The sequence below is a fragment of the Streptomyces sp. TBY4 genome, assembly GCF_024213195.1.
Lineage (GTDB): Bacteria > Actinomycetota > Actinomycetes > Streptomycetales > Streptomycetaceae > Streptomyces.
Genome location: NZ_JANAVF010000003.1, coordinates 482,426 through 505,253, shown reverse-complemented (window position 1 = coordinate 505,253; position 22,828 = coordinate 482,426). Strand labels below are relative to the sequence as shown.

The 22,828-nt window shown below is 73.4% G+C and carries 21 protein-coding genes; 15 read left to right on the top strand and 6 right to left on the bottom strand.

Annotated elements, in window-relative coordinates:
- Positions 1-61: 61 nt before the first annotated feature.
- From pucL to NLX94_RS10265, 3 genes are all read right to left on the bottom strand, one after another.
- On the bottom strand, positions 62-979 hold the full coding sequence (gene pucL, locus NLX94_RS10275; RefSeq protein WP_254382315.1) for a factor-independent urate hydroxylase: 918 nt from the start codon (positions 977-979) through the stop codon (positions 62-64).
- A gap of 257 nt (positions 980-1,236) precedes the next feature.
- Positions 1,237-2,616 carry an aspartate aminotransferase family protein gene (locus NLX94_RS10270; RefSeq protein WP_254382314.1) on the bottom strand — a complete coding sequence of 460 codons (1,380 nt, stop codon included), beginning with the start codon at positions 2,614-2,616 and terminating at the stop codon, positions 1,237-1,239.
- A 68-nt stretch (positions 2,617-2,684) separates the two neighbouring features.
- Positions 2,685-3,437: an SDR family NAD(P)-dependent oxidoreductase gene (locus tag NLX94_RS10265; RefSeq protein ID WP_254382313.1), complete on the bottom strand. Its 753-nt coding sequence runs from the start codon at positions 3,435-3,437 to the stop codon at positions 2,685-2,687.
- 273 nt (positions 3,438-3,710) lie between these two features.
- Here NLX94_RS10265 and NLX94_RS38885 point away from each other — a divergent pair, with 273 nt between their 5' ends.
- From NLX94_RS38885 to kdpC, 5 genes are read left to right on the top strand one after another with little or no spacing between them, the layout of a single operon-like run.
- Entirely contained in the window at positions 3,711-3,836 is a 126-nt protein-coding gene (locus NLX94_RS38885) for a hypothetical protein (RefSeq protein ID WP_302169071.1), read from the top strand.
- Positions 3,833-3,922 carry a K(+)-transporting ATPase subunit F gene (kdpF, locus tag NLX94_RS10260; RefSeq protein ID WP_215024204.1) on the top strand — a complete coding sequence of 30 codons (90 nt, stop codon included), beginning with the start codon at positions 3,833-3,835 and terminating at the stop codon, positions 3,920-3,922. Before NLX94_RS38885 ends, kdpF begins: the two co-directional genes overlap by 4 nt.
- A 5-nt stretch (positions 3,923-3,927) precedes the next feature.
- Complete coding sequence (gene kdpA / locus NLX94_RS10255; protein ID WP_254382312.1) at positions 3,928-5,592, top strand: potassium-transporting ATPase subunit KdpA; 1,665 nt, start codon at positions 3,928-3,930, stop codon at positions 5,590-5,592.
- Positions 5,589-7,688, top strand: coding sequence for a potassium-transporting ATPase subunit KdpB (gene kdpB / locus NLX94_RS10250; protein WP_254382311.1), 2,100 nt, complete (start codon positions 5,589-5,591; stop codon positions 7,686-7,688). The genes kdpA and kdpB overlap by 4 nt, the downstream gene beginning before the upstream one ends.
- Positions 7,689-7,707: 19 nt before the next feature.
- Positions 7,708-8,340 carry a potassium-transporting ATPase subunit KdpC gene (kdpC, locus tag NLX94_RS10245; RefSeq protein ID WP_254382310.1) on the top strand — a complete coding sequence of 211 codons (633 nt, stop codon included), beginning with the start codon at positions 7,708-7,710 and terminating at the stop codon, positions 8,338-8,340.
- Here kdpC and NLX94_RS10240 read toward each other — a convergent pair.
- Positions 8,330-8,713 (bottom strand): GPI anchored serine-threonine rich family protein, encoded by a 384-nt coding sequence (locus NLX94_RS10240; RefSeq protein ID WP_254382309.1) that lies wholly within the window; start codon positions 8,711-8,713, stop codon positions 8,330-8,332. The genes kdpC and NLX94_RS10240 overlap by 11 nt on opposite strands.
- 174 nt (positions 8,714-8,887) lie before the next feature.
- On the opposite strand from NLX94_RS10240, the gene NLX94_RS10235 reads away from it, so the two are divergent.
- A complete protein-coding gene (locus NLX94_RS10235) occupies positions 8,888-9,442 on the top strand; it encodes a GNAT family N-acetyltransferase (protein ID WP_254382308.1) in 555 nt (184 codons plus the stop codon).
- Between the two features lie 482 nt (positions 9,443-9,924).
- On the opposite strand, the gene NLX94_RS10230 is transcribed toward NLX94_RS10235, so the two are convergent.
- On the bottom strand, positions 9,925-12,267 hold the full coding sequence (locus NLX94_RS10230; RefSeq protein WP_254382307.1) for a hypothetical protein: 2,343 nt from the start codon (positions 12,265-12,267) through the stop codon (positions 9,925-9,927).
- 170 nt (positions 12,268-12,437) lie between these two features.
- Between NLX94_RS10230 and NLX94_RS10225 the strand changes: the two genes are divergently transcribed.
- The 5 genes from NLX94_RS10225 (at position 12,438) to NLX94_RS10205 (ending at position 16,746) form a co-directional block, all read left to right on the top strand.
- Positions 12,438-13,733, top strand: a complete 1,296-nt coding sequence (locus NLX94_RS10225) for a 3-oxoacyl-[acyl-carrier-protein] synthase III C-terminal domain-containing protein (protein ID WP_254382306.1) — start codon at positions 12,438-12,440, stop codon at positions 13,731-13,733.
- Positions 13,734-13,768: 35 nt separating this feature from the next.
- Positions 13,769-14,653 (top strand): hypothetical protein, encoded by an 885-nt coding sequence (locus NLX94_RS10220; protein WP_254382305.1) that lies wholly within the window; start codon positions 13,769-13,771, stop codon positions 14,651-14,653.
- Between the two features lie 606 nt (positions 14,654-15,259).
- Positions 15,260-15,967 carry a class F sortase gene (locus tag NLX94_RS10215; RefSeq protein WP_254382304.1) on the top strand — a complete coding sequence of 236 codons (708 nt, stop codon included), beginning with the start codon at positions 15,260-15,262 and terminating at the stop codon, positions 15,965-15,967.
- Between the two features lie 186 nt (positions 15,968-16,153).
- Complete coding sequence (locus tag NLX94_RS10210; protein ID WP_254382303.1) at positions 16,154-16,489, top strand: hypothetical protein; 336 nt, start codon at positions 16,154-16,156, stop codon at positions 16,487-16,489.
- A 98-nt stretch (positions 16,490-16,587) separates the two neighbouring features.
- Positions 16,588-16,746, top strand: coding sequence for a hypothetical protein (locus tag NLX94_RS10205; RefSeq protein ID WP_254382302.1), 159 nt, complete (start codon positions 16,588-16,590; stop codon positions 16,744-16,746).
- 270 nt (positions 16,747-17,016) lie between these two features.
- On the opposite strand, the gene NLX94_RS10200 is transcribed toward NLX94_RS10205, so the two are convergent.
- Positions 17,017-17,433: a hypothetical protein gene (locus tag NLX94_RS10200; RefSeq protein WP_254382301.1), complete on the bottom strand. Its 417-nt coding sequence runs from the start codon at positions 17,431-17,433 to the stop codon at positions 17,017-17,019.
- A gap of 194 nt (positions 17,434-17,627) precedes the next feature.
- On the opposite strand from NLX94_RS10200, the gene NLX94_RS10195 reads away from it, so the two are divergent.
- The 4 genes from NLX94_RS10195 to NLX94_RS10180 all read left to right on the top strand — a co-directional run bounded on the left by NLX94_RS10195 (position 17,628) and on the right by NLX94_RS10180 (position 22,826).
- Positions 17,628-18,455, top strand: a complete 828-nt coding sequence (locus NLX94_RS10195) for a hypothetical protein (RefSeq protein ID WP_254382300.1) — start codon at positions 17,628-17,630, stop codon at positions 18,453-18,455.
- A 93-nt stretch (positions 18,456-18,548) separates the two neighbouring features.
- A complete protein-coding gene (locus NLX94_RS10190; protein ID WP_254382299.1) occupies positions 18,549-20,615 on the top strand; it encodes an FUSC family protein in 2,067 nt (688 codons plus the stop codon).
- A gap of 213 nt (positions 20,616-20,828) precedes the next feature.
- Positions 20,829-21,554 carry a hypothetical protein gene (locus NLX94_RS10185; protein WP_254382298.1) on the top strand — a complete coding sequence of 242 codons (726 nt, stop codon included), beginning with the start codon at positions 20,829-20,831 and terminating at the stop codon, positions 21,552-21,554.
- Between the two features lie 15 nt (positions 21,555-21,569).
- A complete protein-coding gene (locus NLX94_RS10180; protein WP_254382297.1) occupies positions 21,570-22,826 on the top strand; it encodes a HAMP domain-containing sensor histidine kinase in 1,257 nt (418 codons plus the stop codon).
- The last annotated feature ends 2 nt before the right edge of the window (positions 22,827-22,828 follow it).

Genomic DNA, 22,828 nt, shown 5'->3' with positions numbered 1-22,828 from the left:
CGGAGCGGCCCGGACCCCGCGACGCGGTCCGGGCCGAACTACCGTCTCAGTGGACCGGGCGTTACGCCGTGATCCAGTCGCTCGTCGCGATGACCGGCTGCACGCCGTCGCGGTGCACGGTGCCCTCGATGAGGCCGTACATGCGGTCGGCGGCGAAGTAGACCTCGTTGTCGTTCTTGAGGCCGAAGGGCTCCAGGTCGACGAGGAAGTGGTGCTTGTTGGGGAGGTTGAGGCGCACCTCGTTGACCCGGGGGCAGTTGTCGAGCACGCGCTCGGCCATCTGGTTCAGGGTCTGCTGCAGCGAGTACGAGTAGGTCTCCGCGAAGGCTTCCAGCATGTTCTTGCGGACCTTCTTGTACGACTGGTCCCAGTCGTACTCGGCGTCGTCGGCAGCGAGCGCCGAGTGCGCCCAGCGCGCGGTGACCTTGGTCGCCAGGATGCGGTCGTACGCCTCCTGCAGCGTCGTGTACTTGTCCTTGATGAAGCCGTGGAACTCGGAGTTGGTCGAGTTCATGACGGTCAGGTCCTTCAGACCCGAGATCACCTGGAGACCGGTGGTCTCGCTGTACGTGATCTGCGCGGTGCGCACCTCCTGGCCCTTGAGGGCGAAGGAGTGCTGCTCCTTGCGGGTCGGGACCGGGATCCGCTCCCAGACGTACTCCTCGATGCGGATCTGCGCCTCGCGGATCGCGGACTGGGAGGAGACGAAGTGCTTCGCGAGCAGGATGCCGAAGGCCTCCGGGGAGGCGATGCCGTGCTCCTTGGAGAACGCGTACACCGTGTTCTTGGTGGTGTCGGTGGGGAGGCAGTTGGCGTTGTCACCGGTGAGGTGGACGTCGCGGAACTCTCCGCGGAGCGCGACCGACACGTTGAGGTCGCGGATCTCGTGCCAGGAACCGTCGCTGCCCTTGCGGGTGACCTTGACGATGCGGTTCTCGGCCTTGCCGTACTGGTTCTGGCCGAGGATGTGCTTGCTCATGCGCTGTCTTCCTTCGGGTACTCGGGAACACGGAGTCCGGTTGTCTGGATCCCGTACGCCCGGCGTCCGGCGGACGCGCAGCCCGCCCCCCGCCGTTCGGTCATGCATCTCAGAAAGATGTGGACCGCCCCGGGACTGACGTGCATCCCGGTCCGTAGGTGCCTGTTGATTCCAGCACGTTCACATGCTGTTCGTAAGAGAGCGGATCATCCGAGAACAGGCACCCACGGTTTGGGCGATCTTGCGGTCAGAGCAGGTCAGACGGTGTGCGCATCGGCCACTGTCAGGGCCTCGTCGATGATCCGCAGCCCCTTGGCCACGTCCTCGGCCGAGACGTTGCAGGGCGGCGCGACGTGGATGCGGTTGCCGGCGAGCAGCGGCCACAGCCCGGCCTTCTTCAGGGCCGCCCCGAACTCGGCCATCGGCGCGTTGTCGGCCCCGGCGGCGTTGTAGGGGACGAGCGGCTCGCGCGTCTCCTTGTTCCGTACGAGCTCCAGGGCCCAGAACGTGCCCAGACCCCGCACCTCCCCGACGGACGGGTGGCGCTCCGCGATGGCGGCGAGGCCCGGCCCGAGCAGCTCCGCGCCGGTACGGGCGGACTGCTCGACGATGCCCTCCTCCTCCATGACGTTGATCGTCGCGACGGCGGCGGCGCAGGCCAGCACGTGCCCGGAGTACGTCAGCCCGCCCGGGTAGGGGCGGCGGGCAAAGGTCTCGGCGATGGCGGCCGAGATGGCGACCCCGCCGAGGGGGATGTATCCGCTGGTCACGCCCTTGGCGAAGCAGATCAGGTCGGGGCGCACGTCCCAGTGCTCGGAGGCGAACCACTTACCGGTGCGGCCGAAGCCGACCATGATCTCGTCGAGGATGAAGACGATGCCGAAGCGGTCGCAGAGCGCGCGGACCCCGGCCAGGTACCCGTCGGGGTGCACGAGCACGCCGGGGGCGCCGCCGACGGTCTCCAGGATGATCGCGGCGATGGACTGCGGCCCCTCGAAGACGATGGTGTCCTCGAGGTGGCGCAGCGCGCGCTCGCACTCCTCGGCGGGGTCGGCCGCGTAGAAGGGCGAGCGGTAGGCGAAGGGCCCCCAGAAGTGCACGACGCCGGCGGTGGCGGTGTCGTTGCCGAAGCGGCGCGCGTCCCCGGTGAGGTTGATCGCGGTGGAGGTGGCGCCGTGGTACGAGCGGTACGCGGAGAGCACCTTGGGGCGGCCGGTGTGCACCCGGGCCATGCGGACGGCGTTCTCCACGGCCTCGGCGCCCGCATTGGTGAAGAAGATCTTGTCGAGGTCGCCCGGAGTGCGCTCGGCGATCAGCCGGGCGGCCTCCGAGCGCACGTCCACGGCGAAGCCGGGCGCGACGGTGCAGAGCTTGCCGGCCTGCTCGGCGATGGCCGCGGCCACCTTCGGGTGCTGGTAGCCGATGTTCGTGTAGACGAGGGCGCTGGAGAAGTCGAGGAAGCGGTTGCCGTCGTAGTCCCAGAAGTAGGAGCCCTCGGCGCCCGCCACGGCGAGCGGGTCGATGAGCTCCTGGGCCGACCAGGAGTGGAAGACGTGCTTGCGGTCGTCGTCCTTCACGGTGGCCTTGGCGGAGGTGGCGAGTGCGGCGGCGTCGCGGGCGTCGGCTTCAGCGTTCATATTCCGAGGGTAGTTGTCCACGATGTGGAATCCGTTGGGGATGGCCGTGAGCGGGCGTCGCACGCGCCTCAGACGATGTGCCGGCCGCCGTCGACGGTGAGCACGTCGCCGGTCGTGTACGCGGCGTCGGCCAGGTAGAGCGCGGCCTCGGCCACGTCCTCGGGGGTGCCCACGCGGCGCAGCGGGGTGTTCTCGGTGATCCACTCCCGCGAGCTCTCCCAGACCTGGTCCTCGCCCTCGTACCAGGGGGTGTCGATCAGGCCGGGCGCGATCGCGTTCACCCGGACGGCGGGTCCGAGCTGGGAGGCGAGGAGCCGGGTCATGTGGTTGACCGCCGCCTTGCTGACGGCGTAGGGGATGGAGCTGCCCAGCGCGCGGGTCGCGGAGACCGAGGAGATGTTGACGATCGAGCCCGGCGAGCCGTTCGTGGCGGAATCCCGCAGGTGCGGGGTGGCGGCGGTGATCATCTGCCAGGTGCCGACGACGTTGACCTCGAAGATCTCGCGCCAGGCGTCGGCGTCGGCCGCGTCCAGGTCGCCCAGGGGGATGAAGCGGGTGACCCCCGCGTTGTTGACCAGGATGTCGAGCCGCCCGTAGGTCTCGATCGCCGTCCGGACGATCCGCCGCGCGTCCTCGGCGTCCGCGACGTCGCCCCGTACGTAGACCGCGTCGGGCAGCTCGGCGGCGAGCGCCTTGCCCGCGCTCTCGCTGCGCGCCGAGTTCAGGACCACGCGGATGCCGGCGGCGGCCAGCCTGCGGGCGATGGCCGCGCCGATGCCGGAGGAGGAGCCGGTGATCAGGGCGACACGGGTCTCGGACATGGCATTCCTCCTGGCAGGGGTGGGCTCGCGCGTGCGGACGGCCGGAGCATAGCGCGGATACCGCATGTCGGAAAAAGATTTCCGTAAGACGGAATTGAACCTTCCATTCCTGGTGCGCGATATCGCCACATATCAGGCATGTCACCCCACACCCGCCTAACCTGAGCGCACGGCGCGTCAACCCGCGTTAGAGACCCGTCAAGGCCGCACCGGCGGGCGTATGGGCCCCGTCAAGGAAGCCTGTGAGGCCCCGAATAGGCGTTCCACTCAGAGATGTCCGAAAACGCCCGCCCTCGAACACCCCGGGAGCCCCCGATGGCCGATCTGGCCTTCGTCGTCACCACGATCGCGGTCTTCGCGCTGGTGGTCCTCGTCGCCAAGGGGGTGGCCAAGCTGTGAACGCCGAAAATGTCGTCGGCCTGCTGGTCGCCGTCGCCCTGCTGGGTTACCTCGTCGTCGCCCTCGTCTTCCCGGAGAGGTTCTAGCGCCGATGAGTCCCGTCCTCGCCGGGGTGCTCCAGCTGCTCGCGCTCGCCCTGGCCCTCGCCCTCGCCTATCGCCCGCTGGGCGACTACATGGCCCGCGTCTACTCCTCGAAGAAGCACTGGGCCCCCGAGAAGTGGATCTACAAGGCCATCGGCGCCGACCCGAACGCCGAGATGCGCTGGCCCGCCTACCTGCGCGGCGTCCTCGCCTTCTCCGCGGTGGGCGTCTTCTTCCTCTACCTCCTCCAGCGCCTGCAGGGCCACCTGCCCGGCTCGCTCGGCTTCGTCTCCATCAAGCCGGACCAGGCCTTCAACACGGCCGCCTCCTTCGTGTCGAACACGAACTGGCAGTCGTACGCCGGTGAACAGGCCATGGGCCCGCTCGTGCAGACCGGCGGCCTGGCCGTGCAGAACTTCCTCTCCGCCGCCGTGGGCATGGCCGTGGCCGTGGCCCTCGTACGGGGCTTCGCGCGCTCCCGCACGGGCGAGCTCGGCAACTTCTGGTCGGACCTGGTGCGCGGCACCGTCCGCATCCTGCTCCCGCTCTCGCTGATCGCGGCGGTCGTACTGGTGGCCTGCGGGGTCATCCAGAACTTCGCCGGGATCCACGGGGTCGGGCAGTTCATGGGCGGGCAGCAGCAGTGGAACGGCGGGGCGGTGGCCTCGCAGGAGGCCATCAAGGAGCTGGGCACCAACGGCGGCGCCTACTTCAACGCCAACTCCGCCCACCCCTTCGAGAACCCGACCCCCTTCTCGAACCTCTTCGAGATCTTCCTGATCCTCCTCATCCCCTTCGCGCTGACCCGCACCTTCGGCCGGATGATCGGCTCGGTCCGCCAGGGCTACGCGATCCTCGCCACGATGGTCACCATCTGGCTCGGTTTCACCGCCCTGATGATGTGGACGGAATTCAGCCACCACGGCCCGGCCCTCCAGGCCGCCGGCGGGGCGATGGAGGGCAAGGAAGCCCGCTTCGGGATCGGCGCCTCCGCGATCTTCTCGGTGGCCACCACGCTCACCTCCACGGGCTCGGTCAACTCCTTCCACTCCTCGTACACGGGACTGGGCGGCGGCATCCAGCTGCTCGGCATGCAGCTCGGCGAGATCGCGCCCGGCGGCGTCGGCTCCGGGCTCTACGGCATGCTGATCATGGCGATCATCGCGGTGTTCATCGCCGGCCTGATGGTCGGCCGCACCCCCGAGTACCTGGGCAAGAAGATCGGCACCCGCGAGATCAAGTTCGCGGCCTGCTACATCCTGATCACCCCGGCCCTGGTGCTCGGCTTCACGGCCCTGGCGATGGCCCTGCCCACCCCCGGGCACTCGATGTCCAACGGCGGCGCGCACGGCTTCTCCGAGGTCCTCTACGCCTACACCTCCGCCGGCAACAACAACGGCTCGGCCTTCGCGGGCCTGAACGCCAACACCCAGTGGTTCAACACCACCACCGGTCTGGCGATGCTCCTCGGCCGCTTCCTGCCGATGGTGTTCGTCCTGGCACTGGCCGGCTCCCTCGCCGAACAGCAGCCGGTCCCCGCCACCGCGGGCACCCTGCGCACCGACAAGCCGCTGTTCACCTTCCTGCTCGTCGGCACGATCGTCATCGTCACGGGCCTCACCTACTTCCCGGCCCTGGCGCTGGGCCCGCTCGCCGAAGGGCTCGCCTCATGAGCACCGTCACCTCCACCCGAGCCCCGCACGGGGACCTGCCCAGCGGCCACAAGCCCGAGAAGGCCAAGGTCGGCGGCGGCATCTTCGACCCGCAGCAGCTGCTCAAGTCCTTCCCGGACGCGCTGCGCAAGCTCGACCCCCGGGTGATGGTCAAGTCGCCCGTCATGTTCGTGGTGCTGATCGGTTCCGTACTGACCACCGCGCTGGCCATCGCGGACCCCGGCAACCTCTTCGGCTGGGCGATCACCGCCTGGCTGTGGCTGACCACGATCTTCGCCAACCTCGCCGAGGCGGTGGCGGAGGGCCGCGGCAAGGCCCAGGCCGAGACCCTGCGCAAGGCCAAGACCGACACCGTGGCCCGCCGCCTGAGCGGCTCGGTGGAAGAACAGGTCCCGGGCACGGAGCTCCGTATCGGCGACCTCGTGGTCTGCGAGGCCGGCGACATCATCCCCGGCGACGGCGACGTCGTCGAAGGAGTCGCCTCGGTCGACGAGTCCGCCATCACCGGCGAATCCGCCCCCGTCATCCGCGAGTCGGGCGGCGACCGCTCGGCCGTCACCGGTGGCACCAAGGTGCTCTCCGACCGCATCGTCATCAAGATCACGACGAAGCCCGGCGAAACCTTCATCGACCGCATGATCAACCTGGTCGAGGGCGCCGCCCGGCAGAAGACACCCAACGAGATCGCGCTGAACATCCTCCTCGCCTCGCTGACCATCGTCTTCCTGCTCGCCGTCGTCACCCTCCAGCCGTTCGCCATGTACGCGGGCGCCAAGCAGTCGATGATCGTGCTCACCGCCCTGCTGGTCTGCCTGATCCCGACCACGATCGGCGCCCTGCTCTCCGCCATCGGCATCGCCGGCATGGACCGGCTCGTGCAGCGCAACGTGCTCGCCATGTCCGGACGGGCGGTGGAGGCCGCCGGCGACGTCTCCACGCTGCTGCTCGACAAGACCGGCACGATCACCCTCGGCAACCGCCAGGCCTCCGAGTTCGTCCCCGTGACCGGCGCCAAGGCCGCCGAACTGGCCGACGCCGCACAGCTCTCCTCCCTCGCGGACGAGACCCCCGAGGGCCGCTCGATCGTGGTCCTCGCGAAGGAGAAGTACGGCCTGCGCGAACGCCACCAGGGCGAACTGGCCCACGCCGAATGGATCCCCTTCACCGCGCAGACCCGCATGTCGGGCGTGGACGTGGACGGCCGCAAGGTCCGCAAGGGCGCCGCCAATTCGATCACCGCCTGGGTCGGCGAGCAGGGCGGTACGGTCGCCCCGGACGCGGGAGCCAAGGTCGACGAGATCTCCGGCGCCGGCGGAACCCCGCTGCTGGTGGCCGTCGAGGACGAGAAGGGGGCCAGGGTCCTGGGTGTCATCCACCTCAAGGACGTGGTCAAGGAGGGCATGCGCGAACGCTTCGACGAGCTGCGCCGCATGGGCATCAAGACCATCATGATCACCGGCGACAACCCGCTCACCGCCAAAGCCATCGCCGAAGAGGCGGGCGTCGACGACTTCCTCGCCGAAGCCACCCCCGAGGACAAGATGGCCCTCATCAAGCGGGAGCAGGCGGGCGGCAAGCTCGTCGCGATGACCGGCGACGGGACGAACGACGCCCCCGCGCTCGCCCAGGCCGACGTCGGCGTGGCGATGAACACCGGCACCTCGGCCGCCAAGGAGGCCGGGAACATGGTGGACCTCGACTCCAACCCCACCAAGCTCATCGAGATCGTGGAGATCGGCAAGCAGCTGCTGATCACCCGCGGCGCACTGACCACCTTCTCCATCGCCAACGACGTCGCGAAGTACTTCGCGATCATCCCGGCCATGTTCGCGGCGGTCTACCCGGGCCTGGACAAGCTCAACATCATGGGCCTGCACTCCCCCGACTCCGCGATCCTGTCGGCCGTCATCTTCAACGCCCTCGTCATCATCGCGCTCGTCCCGCTCGCCCTGAAGGGCGTCCAGTACCGGCCCACGAGCGCCGACAAGATGCTCCGGCGCAACCTCACCCTCTACGGACTCGGCGGCCTCGTCGCCCCGTTCATCGGTATCAAGGTCATCGACATGCTCGTCTCCCTCATCCCCGGCCTCTCCTGATTAGGAACGTGCTGACCCCATGAACAACTCCGTAGGCAACACAGCACGGTTGATCGGGGCAGGCCTGCGGGCCCTGCTGGTCCTCACGATCGTGTGCGGCGTGATCTACCCGCTCGCCGTCACCGGGATCGCCCAGGCCGCCTTCGGCCGGAAGGCCAACGGCTCCGAGATCAAGGACGAGAGCGGCCAGGTCGTCGGCTCCTCCCTGATCGGCCAGTCGTACGGGGAGGACCTGCGCTGGTTCCAGGGTCGCCCGGCGGCGGGGCTCGGCAAGAACACCGTCAACACCCAGTCCGAGCTGCTGGTCTCCGGCGCCACCAACAAGGCGGCGGACAGCCCGGAGCTGCTGAAGTCGGTGCAGGAGGCCAAGGCCAAGGTCCTGCTCGACAACACCGTCCCCGGATACGCCCCGCGGCTCGATGAGATCCCGGCGGACGCGGTGACCTCCTCCGGCTCCGGCCTGGACCCGGACATCTCCCCGGCCTACGCCGAGCTCCAGACGGCCCGCGTGGCCCAGCGCAACGGGCTCCCGGTCGCGCAGGTCGCGAAGCTGGTGAAGGCCCACACCGAGGGCCGCACCCTCGGCTTCATGGGCGAGCCGCGGGTCAACGTCCTGGAGCTGAACACGGCCCTGCGCGACCTCAAGCGGTGACGGTGACCGGCTGGCTGTAGGCGTCGAGGGTGCCGGTGGCGGAGGTGACCAGGACGAGGTAGCGGCCCGGGGCGAGGTCGGGGACCGTCACCGTGGCACCGGTGTGGTGGGTCGGGACGCCGGTCGCGAGGACGGACTCCGTCCGGCTCCGGGCGCCGTCCATCGTGACGAGCTCGATGTCCACCACGTCACCGGCCGGGCCCACCACGTACCAGGCGACGGCCTGCCGGCTGCCGCAGTGCCAGACCGTGCCCGGTCCGGGGGTGTGCACCAGGATGTTCTCCGGCTCCAGGAGCACCGCCGCGCCGGGCCGGTTCAGGCCCTGCCAGACGCGCCGGGCGAGGGACTTCAGGGAGGAGGCGGTGGCCGACATGGTTCTCCTTCGCGGGTCTGAGGTCTTTACACCCCTTTGAGAATGACCGCCGGGTGTCCTGCCCCGCCTCGTCCTTTCGGCCAGTCCCCTGTGGCCGGTCCCCTTGGCCGGTCCCCTGCGGTCCGGCGCCGAAATCCCGGTGCCGGACGCCGGGCCCGCTGGCACACTCCCCGCATGGACGCCACCGGCGCGGGGGAAGCCCGCCACTCCGTACGTGAGATGACCGAGAGCGACATCGACGCCGTCGCCGCCGTGCGCGTGAGCGGATGGCGCCACGCCTACGCCGGGCTGATGCCGCAGTCCTACCTGGACGGGCTCAGCGTCACCGCGTACGCGGAGCAGCGGCGCGCCACCTTCGCCGACCCGGGCAGCGCGGTGACCAACCTGGTGGCCGAGGGCCCGGACGGGGCGGTTGTCGGGTGGGCCGCCTTCGGCCCCGCGCAAGGTTCGGATCCCGAGGGCGAGGCACCGGACGAGGACGAGGGCGAGCTCTACGCCCTGTACGCGCGGCCCGACGTCATCGGCACCGGCGTCGGCCGGGCCCTGCTGGACGAGGTGCTGCGCCGGGCGCCCTACCCCGCCGTACGGCTGTGGGTGCTCGAGGGCAACGCCCGGGCACGCCGCTTCTACGAGCGAGCCAGCTTCCGCCCCGACGGCGGTGTCCTCGTCGACGAGGCCGACGGCTTCCCGGTGCCCGAGCTGCGCTACCGCCGAGCCGCCCGCCGCTGACCGACACCCTGCACTGACCAGCAGCCCGCCCTGGGGGCCCGGCGGCGGGCAGCGCCCCGGCGGCGGCTGGCAGCCCGCGCTGGGCGGCGGCCCGCGCTGGGGGGGGCCCGACGGTGGGCAGCAGCCCGGCGGCAGCTGGCGGCCCACGCTGGGCTGCACCCCGCGCTGGGCGGCGGCCCGCGCCGGGGGGCCCGACGGCGAGCAGCAGCCCGGCGGCAGCTGGCGGCCCGCACTGGGCTACACCCCGCCCTAAGCAGCACCCCGCGCTGGGCGGCCGCCCGCGCCGGGGGGCCCGACGGTGGGCAGCAGCCCGCACTGGACGGCCCGGCGGTGGGGGGCCCGGCGGTGGGGGGGCCCGGCGGTGGGGGGGCCCGGCGGCGGCTGGCAGCCCGCACTGGGCTGCACCCCGCCCTGAGCAGCAGCCCGTGCTGGGCGGCGGCCCGCGCTGGATTGGCCGTCGTGTTCGCGGCAGCCGGCGCCGTTCATGGCAGGCGTTCCGCCAGGGCTCGGGCCATCGCGAGGGTCGGGACCGCCTCCCGTGTGCGCCGGTACGGCGTCAGGTCGCGCAGCAGCCGGCCGAGTGCCTCCCGTACCGCACGCGACTGCACCGCCGGGGCGGCCGTGAGGAACGCCCGCCAGTGCTCGCACGCCCGGGTGAGGTGCCCGAGGCGCAGCAGTGTCTCGGCGAGCGCGGCGTGCGTGAGGGCGGTCGCCCGGTGCTGGCCCGCGGCGCGGCCGCGCAGGGACCGCTCCAGGGCCTCGGCCGCGGCCGGGAACTCGCCGAGGGCGAGGTGGGTGCGGGCGCGGGCGAAGTCGAGATCGGCCCGGCCGTACGAGTCGAAGGGCCCGTCGGGCGGCTTCACCGCGTGCCGCCCGTGCAACCGGTCGGCGGCGGCCAGATCCGCGGCGGCGGCCTCCCGCTGCCCGGCGTGCGCGTGCGCGGCCGCGCGCTGGACCAGGAGGAACGCCAGCGTGCCGGGCTCCCCGTCGGCCGGTGCCGTCTCCACCGCCGTCCGGGCGAGCCGTACCGCGTGCGCGGGCTGGCCGAGGCGGCCGGCGTGCGCGCTCATCGCGCGCAGGGTGATGGCGTACATCCGCCGGTCCCCGGCCTGCCGGGCCAGCCCGAGGGCGATGCCGTGGTACTCCTGCGCGAGCCCGTGGTACCCGGCGTCCGCCGTCATCTCGGCGAGCAGGTGCGCGAGTTGGGCGTACCCCCGCCAGACGTCCGCCACCCCGCGCCCGACGGCCCCCGGGCCGTCCGCGTGGCGGGCCGCGAAGGCGCCGGCGTCCTGGGCCAGCCAGGCCGCGAGAGCCGTGCGGGTGTGCACGCCGCCGTGGGTGAGGTAGAGCCCCGAGAAGCTCCCCGCGAGCGCCCTCAACTGCTCGGCATGCGCCGCAAGATGCCGCCGCGCGGCAAGCTCCGCGATGCCCGTGCCGGGAGCGGGGCCGGAACTGGTGGCTGCGCCCGTGCCCGGAGCAGTGCCGGAACTGGTGCCCGTGCCGGTGACGGCACCGACACCGCGAGCGGCGCCCCTACCGGCAGCCATGCCGCGGCCGGTCGCTGCACCCGCGCCGACGCCGGCACCCCTGCCGGTCGCGGCGTCCCCGCCGGTGGCCATGCCCGTACCGGAAGCGGCGCCGACGCCGGTGCCGGCACCCCTCCCGGCCGCAGCGCTCCCGCCGGTGGCCATGCCCGTACCGGAAGCGACGCCGGTGCCGACACCCCTGCCGGTGGCCGCGCCCCTGCCGGTGGCTGCCCCCGCGCCGGGAACGATGCCCCGGCCGGTATCGGCGCCCGGGCCGGTGCCCGCACCCCTGCCGGGAGCGATGCCGGTGCCGGGAACGGCGCCCGCGCGGGTGCCGGAACCCCTGCCGGTCGCGGCACCCGCGCCGGTGGCACTGTCCGGAACGGCACCCGCCCCGGTGGCCGCGCCCGTGCCGGGAACGATGCCGGTGCCGGGAGCCGCGCCGGTGCCGGGAGGCGTGCCCGGGCCGGTCCCCCTACCCGCTGCCGTGCCGGTGCCGGGAGGGGTACCCAGGCCAGTCCCCATACCCGCAGCCGCACCCGTGCCGGGAGGCGTACCCGGGCCAGTACCCGCAGCCGCGCCGGTGCCGGGAGGTGTGCCCGGGCCGGTCCCCGTACCCGCAGCCGCACCCGTGCCGGGAGGGGTACCCGGGCCAGTACCCGCAACCGCGCCCGTGCCGGGAGGCGTACCCGGGCCGGTCCCCCTACCCGCAGCCGCGCCCGTGCCGGGAGGCGTGCCCGGGCCGGTCCCCGTACCCGCCGCCGCACCCGTGCCGGGAGGCGTGCCCGGGCCGGTCCCCGTACCCGCAGCCGCGCCGACGTGTGCAGCCGGCCGTGCAGGCGGGTGCGGATCTGCGTCGGCGGGATTCGGCGGGGGTGGGTCCCATGTCGGTGTGGGGACCGGGGTCGGCTGGTACGGGCTGCGGAGCAGTGGGGGTCTGCTGTGCGGGTCCATGTCCGCGCGGGCCTGGAGGGCGAGGCGGAGCAGCTCCCCGGCGCCGTCTGCGGCCTCCGCCGCGCCGGGGGCGGGCTTCGCCGGGGCCGGGTCGAGGCCCGCCTCCGCCACGGTGACCAGCCGTCCGCAGCGCTCCGTCAGCGCCGCCGCTATCAGTTCCGGCACGGGCCGCCGCGGACGGGTGCCCGACAGCCAGTGCGCGACGGCGGTCCGGTCGTAGCGCAGGGGCAGCCCGTGCAGGGTGCCGAGCGCGTTCACGGCCCGCGCCAGCTCCGCCCCGCTCCACCCGGCCTCGGCCAGCAGGCCCCCCAGGCGGGCGTTGGCGACCCGGCCCCGCCCGCTCACGGCGCCCACCCCGGGAGGGACCACGACCGCGATCCGGTTCCGGATCCGGTTCCGGTTCTGGTTCCGGTATTCAACGCTTTCACCACTGCACCCCCTGGATTCCCTTCTCCGCACCCTCCCGCTGGTGTTCGCTGGAGCCGTCCCCATCGGATTCGACGGACCGGAGAACCATGTCTGCCTCGGAAACGGCCAATCCCCCCGCCCCCGCCGCGTACGCGTACCCGTTCCCCTATCGGATTTCCGGTGTCGGCGCCCAGATCGGCGAGGTCATCTCGGTCGAGGACTGGGCCCGGCTCGCGCACATCCCGCACCGCAAGCGGGAGGGCGAGGAAATCAGCGGCCGCGATATCCAGCGGATACTCGGGGTCGCCTCCAAGAGCTGGGACCGGGAGCGCTTCGCCTCGCTCGACACCGTCGTCGACGTCGCCCGCTCCGCCCTGCGCTCCGCCCTCGCGGAGCCGGAGGACATCGACGCCGTCTTCGTCGCCACCTGCACCCCGTACGAGATCATGCTCGACCAGGACGCCTTCAACCTGCTGCGCCGCCTGCGCATCCCCGACAGCGTGCCCCCCTTCCAGCTCGGCGCGGGCTGCGGCGGGCTCTCCCGCGTCGCCGCGCACCTGGCCCGGACGGGCACCCGCCGCGCGCTGGTGATCTCGTACAACGCCGCAAGCCCCATCGGGGTCGACGAGAACGGGATCATTTCCCAGTACAGCGGCGCCGACGGGGAGCATCCCTTCGCGCACACCCTGTGGTGTTCCGGGGCGCTGTTCTCCGATGCCGCGACCGCCCTGGTATTCGAGCGGGACGAGAGTTTCGAGGCCGGACTCGGTTTCTATTCGCGCGATTCCCTCGATTTCGGGGGCGAGCCGGGATTCAGCGATCCGCTCATCCATTACCCCGGCGGCGGCGCCGCCCACCCGCCGGGCTTTCCCGGCTCCGCCGAACTCTCCGCATTCGGCCTCAACGGTCCGGAACTGGCCCGCTATTACTCGCGCGGCATGATGCTGAACCAGGAGACCATGGACGCCCACCGCCCCGGTTTCGTGGACGAGGTGCGGCGGATCTACACGCACCAGGCCGGCCCGGCCCTGGTCGAGGACTACCACAAGCTCGCCGGCCTGGACACGCGCAAGGCCCCCGCGCACGCCCGCGAGCTCGGCAACCTCGTGACCTCCGCGACCCCCGTCCTCTTCTACACGGACGTGATCAACGGCCTCGTCGGCACCGAGGACACCGTCTGCTTCTCCGTGATCGGCGCCGGTCCCGAGCGCGGCGCCTTCCTCACCCGGGTCGCGATCCCCGGCGAGGTCACCGTCACCGCACCGCTGCCGCCCGTCCCGGCCGCCGCCGAGTTCGCGGGAGCGGTGAGGGCCGCCGGCTCCCCGGGAGCCATCCGCACCACCGCAGGCGCCACCACCACAGGCGCCACCACCGCCGGAGCCACCGTCACCGCCACCGCGTAGGAGCACGCGCCCACCTCCTTCGAAACGAGTCCGCCGTGCACATCGCCCTCGCCGGGGCCGCCAGCCCCACCGGCATCCGGCTCGCCGCCGAACTGCTCGGCCGCGGCCACCACCTGACCCTGCTCACCGCCACCGACGCACGGCAGAGCAGGCTGCTGCTGGCCCGTCAGCTCGCGCTGATCGGGCTGTATCCCGAGTACGTGGACCTCCTCGCGGCCCGGCTCGACGCGCGCCGGGGCGCCGAGGTCCTCGCCGGACCCGGGGTCCCGGCCGGCGCCGGGACCCCGGCCGGTCCCGCCCCCGGCGGCCGCTTCGACGCCGTGTGGTGCGTGGAGCAGCCCGCCGCCACCGCGGCCGCGCTGCTGCCCCTCGCCTCCGGAGGGGAGAGGCGTACGGCATTCCACCTGGTCACCGTCGGAGACGCCGGTCCGGCCGGCCGCATGGTCGCCGCCGCGGCCGTCCGGGACGGGTTCCCGGCCGGGGTGCACTGCCTGGCCCCGACCGTCAGCGACCTGGCCGACCACGCGGAGCTGCCCCGGCCCGCCTTCACCCGGCTCGCGGTCGCCGAGTCCGTGCGGGCCGCTCCGGCCGAGGCGCGGGCGGCGGGGGCTCCCGCGACGGTCCGGCTGCTGCCTCTGGCCCTCGCCGCCCGCGCCCTGGCGGAGGCCGCCGGAGAGCCGGGCTGGTCGGGGCTGCGCCGCATCGGCTGGGTGCACGCGCACCCCACCGAGGCCTCGGCGTTGATCCGGGCGGTCGGCCCGGAGCTGGCCCCCGGCCTGCTCCGGCGGCTCTCGGAGCTCCAGCCCGTCGCCACGACCGAGCTGGACGGCCCGCCGCTCGGCGCCGGGTACCTCACCCGGGCTGCGGCGCCGGTCCTGCCTCCGGCCCGGCGGCCCGTCCGGACACCGGAGCGGGTGTGAGCGCGGCGGAACGCCCCTGGCGGGAGCGGCGCGTGGTGGACGGCCTGGCGGACGCCCTGCGGGAGGCGGTCTCGGACCGCTTCCTGGGCAATGGCCGGACACCGGCGAGGACGAACCCGGCATCGACATCGGCATCGGCGTCCGCGTCCGCGTCCGCACCGGCACGGGAATCCGCTGCGGACGCCGTCGGAAGGCTCGAGGGGCCCGGAAGGCCCGGAAGGCCCGGAAGGCCATGAGTCCCCATGGCCAGGGCGTATGCGTACGGATCATTCATGATCCAAGAACAAGCCGCCCTCCCCCGGGCCGCAACTCAGGCCGACGGACCGTCACATCGTCCCGCTTGACAGGTTTTCGCATGTGGCAGAACGTGCCGCCGATCCGACACGCCCAAGGTCCTCCCTTGACGTTCTCACCCGTTCGGGCGCACGCCCCCCGCACCCGCTCCGGCCCCGGCCCACCGGCCGCCAGCTGCGAAGACGCCTCCGGAGGAGGGCCGCACGCCGATGACGCACCGTCCGTTCGCCGTGTTACGCGCACCACCGGGGGGCCGGGAGGGGTCCACTGCTCTCGGGACCGGCCGTCCGAGCCGGACCAGGAGGGATTCCCATGCCCCGCGCCCAGTGGGTGGTCGGCGTACTGACGGTGACTCTGCTGTGCACCGGACTAGGGGTGTTGCACACCACCGAGGGCGGCCGCCCGGCCGCCCCGACCGCGGGCGACGCCCTGACCTCGCGGGTCCTGGGACTGTCCGGCCCGCGCCGGGTGGCCCGGCAGCTGGAGCACTCCGGCGGCCACACCACCGGCAAGGGATCCCGGCGGCCCGGGCGTTCGGGGGTGACGGCCCTGCCGACCGCGCAGCCGCTGCGCCTGGTCATCCCGGCGCTCGGAACGGACGTACCGGTGACGGAGGCACCCCTGCCGGACGGCGCGCCGCCCGGCGGGGGGAACGCCGGGCGGCGCGAACCCGGCCGCCACGAGCCCGGCCGGCCGTACGCGGCGGACCCCGAGCCCGGGGCCGCCGACGCCAAACCCCCTGCCCCGGAGGTCGCCGTATGGGACTCCGCGGGCCCGGCCCCGGGCGCGGCCGGCACCGCCGTGGTCTCCGGAGACCTGCCCCGGCTCGGCGAACTGCGGCGCGGGCAGGCGATCGAGGTGGCCCGCGCCGACCAACGCACGGCCGTGTTCACCGTGATCCTGGTCTCCCCCGGGGTCTCCGGGCGGGGCGGGCCGTCCAGCCGGGCCCAACTCCGCCTGATCAGCGGTGAAACGGCCGTCCTGGCCCGCCTCACCGGCCATCGCCGCACCCTGCGCTGACGGGTGGCGGCCCCGAAAGGCGGACACCCCCTGCGGCCACCTGACAGCCGCGGGGGGTGTCTTCATCCCCCGGTAGGGGGGATCTGCGGTCCGGTGGGAGAGTCCGCCCGCGTGTCGGGGCACACCCTCCGCATGAGCGGGATGCGACCTGCGCGACAAGCACGAACGGCATCGGCCAGGGCCCTGATGACGGCCCTGACGGTGCTCTGCGTCGTGCTGCTGTGCCTGTTCGGCGTCGGCGGGACCGGTCCGTCCGCCGCGACGGCCGAAGGCCCCCGCTCCGCCCCCACCGCCCCGGCCGAGCCCACCGAGGCACCCTCGGATCCGGCCGGCGATCCGGAAGTACGGGCGGCCGTACGGGTCCCCGCGCGCGGGGTCCCGGGCGTACGCGGGCTGCAGCGTCCGGTGTTTCACGTGAAACCTCCCCGGTCCCGCCTCTCGGGCCCGGTCACGCACGCACCGGGGGCCGGAGCACCGACCGTGTCCCTGCGGGCGGTACGGAGTGTGGTCCTGCGCTGCTGACCGGGCCGGGAGTCCGAGCAGCAGCACTGCGCGCCCGGCCCCTCGGGCACCCCTGGCGCGCATCCCCCCACACCCCCGAAACACCGTGAGGTTCCGCCATGCCTTTCGACCCCTACCTCGCCCTGAACGCCATGCTCCGCGCCGAGGCCGCCCGCTTCTCCCCGCCGGCCCCGCCCGTGCGCAAGCCGGAACCGGAGTCGGCCAAGACCGCCCACACCACCACGGAGACCCCGGCCGGTGACGACACGGCCGCGTAGGACACCGCCCGGGCCGCGGAGGACATCGCGCAGGGCCAGGACGGCATGAGGAGGCACCGGTTCCCGCGCCCTCGGCAACGGAGAGTGGTCACGTGAGGTTCGACCACGGAGCGCGGGAACCGGCGCCTTCACCAGTCTCAGCCACCGGCCCACCCGCCCGCGTCGGTCTTTTGTCCGGATTCGCCCGGCCGAAAGTACCGCGCGGCGGAGTTGTCCCCAGCAGAGACCTGCTCCGGAGCACATGCCCCGGAGCAGGTGTGCGGACACCCCCTAGGAGGCGTGGCGCGTGTGGTAGCGGTAGAAGGCCGCCGCGCCGACGCCCGCGCCGACGAGCAGGCCCAGGCCGGAGCTCTTCAGGATGGATTCGCCGGCCAGGCTGTACAGGTAGCCGAAGGAGATGCCCGCGAAGATCCCGTACGCCGCCGCGTGCGGCTCCTGCGCCAGCCGCGGGCCGATCCGGGCCAGGACCATCAGGCAGGCTGCGAAGATCGCGCCGCACAGGATCCCGTAGAAGACGTTGCCCGCGTCGACGGGCCCCATCTGACGTTTCATGAAGGCGGCGTAGACGCCGTAGACCAGGCCCATGAGCAGCGGTCGCATCAGGGCCGACCTGCTCATCGTGTGGGCCGCCGTGCCGGACGCCGGCTGCCGGTGCCCCCGGGGGGCGGTGGGTGCCGCATGTGCCATGACGGGCTCCTCTCTCCCATCCTCCAGGGCACACCCGCGCCCCTGAACCGGCAACCCGAGCGGCCTAGGCCGTACGGTGCGCAGGTTGGCGACGGCCTGCCCGGCCTGGGCGAGGTACGCGACACGCCCGCCCGCGCCACCCGCCCGCAGCAACCCGGCTCGCGCCGCGGGCCCGGGCCCCTTTCCCTGGTGACGTGCGGACCTACCTCTCGGCGGTACTCATCGCGCTCGTGGCCCTGCTGGTGCCCGCGAGCGCCGTCGCGTACTGGGCCGATCACGAGCTCGGCAGCGCGGACCGCTACACCGCGGCCATGTCCCCGCTCGCCTCGGATCCCGCCGTGCAGAACGTGGTCGTCACCCAGGCCGGCCGGGCGATCTCCGGGCAGATCGACGCCGGCCCCTTCCAGGGCGGGGTCGACACCCTGCTCGGCGAGGCCCTGCGCTCCTTCGTCGGCACCCAGGCCTACCGAACGGCCTGGGACGCCGCGAACCGCGCCGCCCACGGCGCCTTCCTCCAGGCCCTCACCACCGGTGACGGCAACGCCGTGACCATCGACCTCGCGCCCGTGATCGCCAGCATCAAGGGCGACCTCGTCGAGAACGGCGTGCCGTTCGCCGACCGCATCCCCGAAACGCACCTCTCGGTGAAGGTCATGGAGTACGACAACCTCGGCGCACTCCGGAAGGGCTTCCGCATGCTGCAGATCGCCGGGGTCTGGCTCCCCGTGCTCACCGTGGTGCTGGCCGCGGTCGCCATCGCCGTCGCCGTCCGGCGCCGCCGGGCCGTCCTGGCCACCGGGCTGGGGCTGGCCGTCGGGGCCGTCCTGCTGTGGGTCGCCCTGGTCCTGTGCCGCCGGCTCACCCTGGACGACCTGCCGGCCGACATCGACCGGGCGGCCGCCGAAGCGGTGTACGACGCGCTCACCGCGTTCCTGCGGACCACCGCCTGGGTGGTGCTGGCCGTCGGCCTCGCCGCCGCACTGGCCGCCTGGCTGAGCGGCCGACTGCGCCGCACCCCATAAGCTCGGAACGGGCGGATTGGCACGCAAATCCGTAGAAGAATCCTTAGAGCAGCACAGAAGAACCGATTCACGAGCGGCGGCACGGAAGCGGGAATGAGCACCGAACGCACCGAAGACATACCGCCCGGGCGGGCCGGAGGAACAGCGCGGGCCGGACGGGCCGGAGGGACGGCGCGCGCCGGGCAGCCGCCCGGACGGTTCGGCCCGCTGGCCCCGCCCGCCTGGCTGCTGAAGGGGCTGCGGCCCAGTTCCGCACCGGTCCCCTGGGCCGCCGCGCTGCGCGCGGCCGTCGCCCTGGCCGTGCCGCTGGCCGTCGGCTTCGCCGTCGACGAGCCGGAGTACGGCGCGCTCGTCTCGATGGGCGCCCTGTCCGGGGTCATCGGCGACACGGCCGACGCCTACCGGATGCGGATCCTCAACATCGCCGTGCCGCAGCTCTTCGGGGCCGTGGGCGTCGCGCTCGGCACCCTGGTCTTCGGGCACGGCTGGGTCGCCGTCGGGGTCCTCACCCTGATCGCCCTGGTCTCGGGGATGATCTCCTCCATCGGCACGGTGGCCTCCGTCTCCGGACTGCTGCTCCTGCTGAACGCCGTGGTCGGCGCCGGCCTCCCGATGCCCAGTCCCTGGTGGACGGCCCCCCTGCTGCTGACCGCCGGCGGACTCTTCGTCCTCCTGCTGACCCTGCTGGGCTGGCCCCTGCGCGGCCGGCAGCCGGAGCGGGCCGCCGTCGCCGCCGCCTACCGGGCCCTGGCCGACAGCCTGGAGGCCGCCGGCAGGCCGGGACCCGCCTACGAGGAGCGCCGCCAGCAGGTCACCCAGGCCCTGAACCACGCCTACGACCTGGTGCTGGGCCGCCGGGCCCGGGTGCACGGGCACAGCCCCTCGCTCGTGCGGATGCTGGCCCAGCTGAACGTCCTGATCCCGCTCGTCGAGGCCGCGCCCGCCGCGCACCTGCGGCGCAGACCCCTCTCCCCCGCGATCCCGGAGGCCGTACGGGTCCTGGCGACGGCCGTCGAGGAGGGCCGCACGGACATCCCCGTACTGGACCTGCCCGCGCCCGACGGCCAGTCCGAGCGGGCCATCGACGCGGCCCTGCGGCACGCCGCGACCATCGTCCCGCTGGCCGAGCCCGACATGCACAACGTGGACGACCGGCTCGGCCGCCCCGCCGCGCTGCGGGTCCGGGCCCGCCGGGCGGTGCGCGACATGATGTTCTCCGAGGCCTCCTGGCGGTACGGGCTGCGGCTCGCGCTGTGCATCGGGCTGGCGCAGTCCCTCGTATCGGTGGTGGAGATCGAGCGCTCCTACTGGGTCGCGCTGACCGTCACCTTCGTCCTCAAGCCCGACTTCGGCTCGGTGTTCTCCCGGGCCGTGCTGCGCGCCCTGGGCACCGCCGGCGGGCTCGTCGTCGCGGCCGCCGTGCTCTCGGAGGTGCCGCGGGGGTGGTGGGACGTCCCCGTCATGGTGGTCCTCGCGGCCCTCATCCCCGTCTTCTCGGTCAAGGGCTACGCCTTCCAGACCGCGGCGATCACCCCGGTCATCCTGCTCCTCTCCGACCTGCTCAACCACCAGGGCTTCGACCTGGTCCGGCCCCGGCTGCTCGACAGCCTGATCGGCTGCGCCATCACCCTCATCGCCGGGTACCTGCTCTGGCCCGAGAGCTGGCACACCCGCATCGGCGACCGGCTCGCCGACACCGTGGACGACGCCGCCCGGTACGTGGAGCGCGCCTTCGGCGGCCACCCCGACACCGATGCCGGGCTCCGGGCGGCCCGCACCGCCCGGCTCCAGGCCCGCCGCCGCATCTACCGGGACCTGTCGGGCGTGCGCAGCGAGTTCCAGCGGGCGCTGACCGAGCCGCCGCCGACCGGGGAGCGGGCCGCCGCATGGTGGCCCCTGGTGGTCGCCGTCGAGCGGATCGTCGACGCGACGACGGCCGCCCGGGTCCGCGTCAACCACGGTGCGCAGCCCCCGGCCCCGCAGGAGGTCGACGCGATCGCCGAAGACCTCCGCGCCCTGGCCCACGGCGTCCGCCGCGCCGACAACCCCGCCCAGCTCCACCCCACCCCGCCCCCCGAGATCGACGAAACCTCCGTCCTCTCCCCCGTCCGCCAGGAACTGACAGCAGCCCGAGCCATCGCCGACCCCACCCGCAGCTGAATCCAGCCCCGCCGGCGTTTGAGGCGCGGGGGTCCGGGGGCGGAGCCCCTGGCAGCGGCGCCGCACCCACCCACCGGGCCCAGCCCGAATCCAGCCCCGCCGGCGTTTGAGGCGCGGGGGTCCGGGGGCGGAGCCCCTGGGACCGGCGGCGCCGCGTCCCCCCAATGGCCCTGCCCCCGGGCCACCCCGCTCCCGGCGGGAGAGCATCAGCACATGAGGCCCTCCCTCCGGCGCAGCCGGGCCCTCCTCCTGGCGGCCGTCCTCGCGGCCGCGGCGGGCTGCGCCGACGTGGAGGGCCTGCGCAACGACGGCGACCTGGGCACGGCCCGCGCCCCCCGCTCGCTGTGGGACGACATCCGCCCCGACCCCCCGGCCCCCGGCCAGCAGTCCGGCACGGCCACCGCCGTCCCCGGTCTCGCCAAGGTCCCGGACCTGTCCATGAAGGGCGTGAACGCCGTGGAGGTCGTCCGGGCCGACATCACCGCCGCCACCGCCGCGGACGCCGGCACCGGCCGGCTCGTCGACCCCCGGGCGATCCAGCGCATCGCGCTCTGTACACAGGCTGTGGACGGCGGCCCGGACTGCCCCGTCCGACCGGCGGTCCTCGCCGATGTGACGGGCGACGGCAGGACCGAGCTGATCACCGCCCTGGACATCGACGGCCGCCTCAGCGAGCTGCGCGTCTACACCGTCCGGGACAACGGGACGATCACCCGCATCCTGTCCCGGCGCGGGGTCCTGGAGGGCGTGGAGGTGGCCGCCGAACACCTCGCGGTGCGCGAGCCGACCTCGAACCCGAAGAAGGTCTCCATCTCCGACTACGTGTGGGACCCGGAGGCCGGGATCATGAACCTCTCCCAGCTCACCCTCGACGAGTGCCCGAACCAGGGCGACGCCTCCCCCTGCCCGGGCCCGGGCGCCGGCCCCGGCACGGCCTGAGGAGCGGGGACCCCGATGCGCCGCACGAGCAGCCTGCGCTGGAAGATCGCCATGACCACCACGGCGGTGTGCTGCGCCGTCGCGGCCGCGCTCGGCATCCTCGTGCACAACGTGGTCGCCCGCCAGATCGTCGGCGAGGTCCGCAAGGACGTGGACCGGGATCTGGACTACGCCCTGAGCCAGTACGAGTACGGCACCGCGCACGGCGGCGGGAACAGCGCCCTCGACCCGCCGGGCCTCCCCGCCCCGCTGCGCGACCTGGTCGCGCGCGGACTGACCGGCAGCATGACCGGCACCCAGGACGGCAAGCCCGTCATGTGGGCGGCCGGACCAGCCGACGGCAAGCCCCTCGCCGTCTGGGTCCCCTACGACAGCACCCGCACCCGGCTCCGGGAGATCGACGCCGCCATCCTGGTCTCCGCCGTCCTCGCCGCCGGGGTGGTCGCCCTCGCGGGCATCTTCCTCGCGGGCCGCATCAGCCGCAGGCTCGCCACCACGGCCGCCGTGGCCCGCCGGATCAGCGCCGGGGACCTCGACGCCCGCGTCGGCTTCCCGGCCGACGGGGAGGGACAGCGCCCGCGCTCCCGCGACGAGGTCCGGGACGTGGCCCAGGCCCTCGACTCGATGGCGGCCTCCCTGCAGGCGCGGCTGGAGGCGGAGAAGCGGTTCACGGCGGACGTCGCCCACGAGCTGCGCACCCCGCTCACGGGTTCGCTGGCCGCGGCCGCCCTGCTGCCCGAGGGCCGGCCCAAGGAGATGATCAACGACCGCCTCAAGGCCCTGCACCTGCTCACCGAGGACCTGCTGGAGATCTCCCGGCTGGACGCGGGCGTGGAACGGGCCGACCTGGCCCGGGTGGAGCTCGGCCGGGCGGTGGAGCGGGCGGCGGCCGGCACCCGGCTGCCCGTGACGGTACGGATCGAGCGGGACGCCGTGGTCCTCACCGACCGGCGCCGGCTGGACCGGATCCTGGCCAACCTGCTGGTCAACGCCCACAAGCACGGGCGGCCGCCGGTCGAAGTGACCGTCACCGGCCCGCTGGTGACCGTACGCGACCACGGGCCCGGCTATCCGGCCGAGCTGATCGAGCAGGGCCCGCGGCGGTTCCGTACCGGGGATCCCGGACGCGGCCGGGGCCACGGGCTCGGCCTGACCATCGCGGCCGGGCAGGCGGAGGTGCTGGAGATCCAGCTGCGCTTCGCCAACGCCCCCGACGGGGGCGCGGTGACCACCCTCCTGCTCCCGGTCGGGCGCCTGCCGGAAGGAAGTTGAGC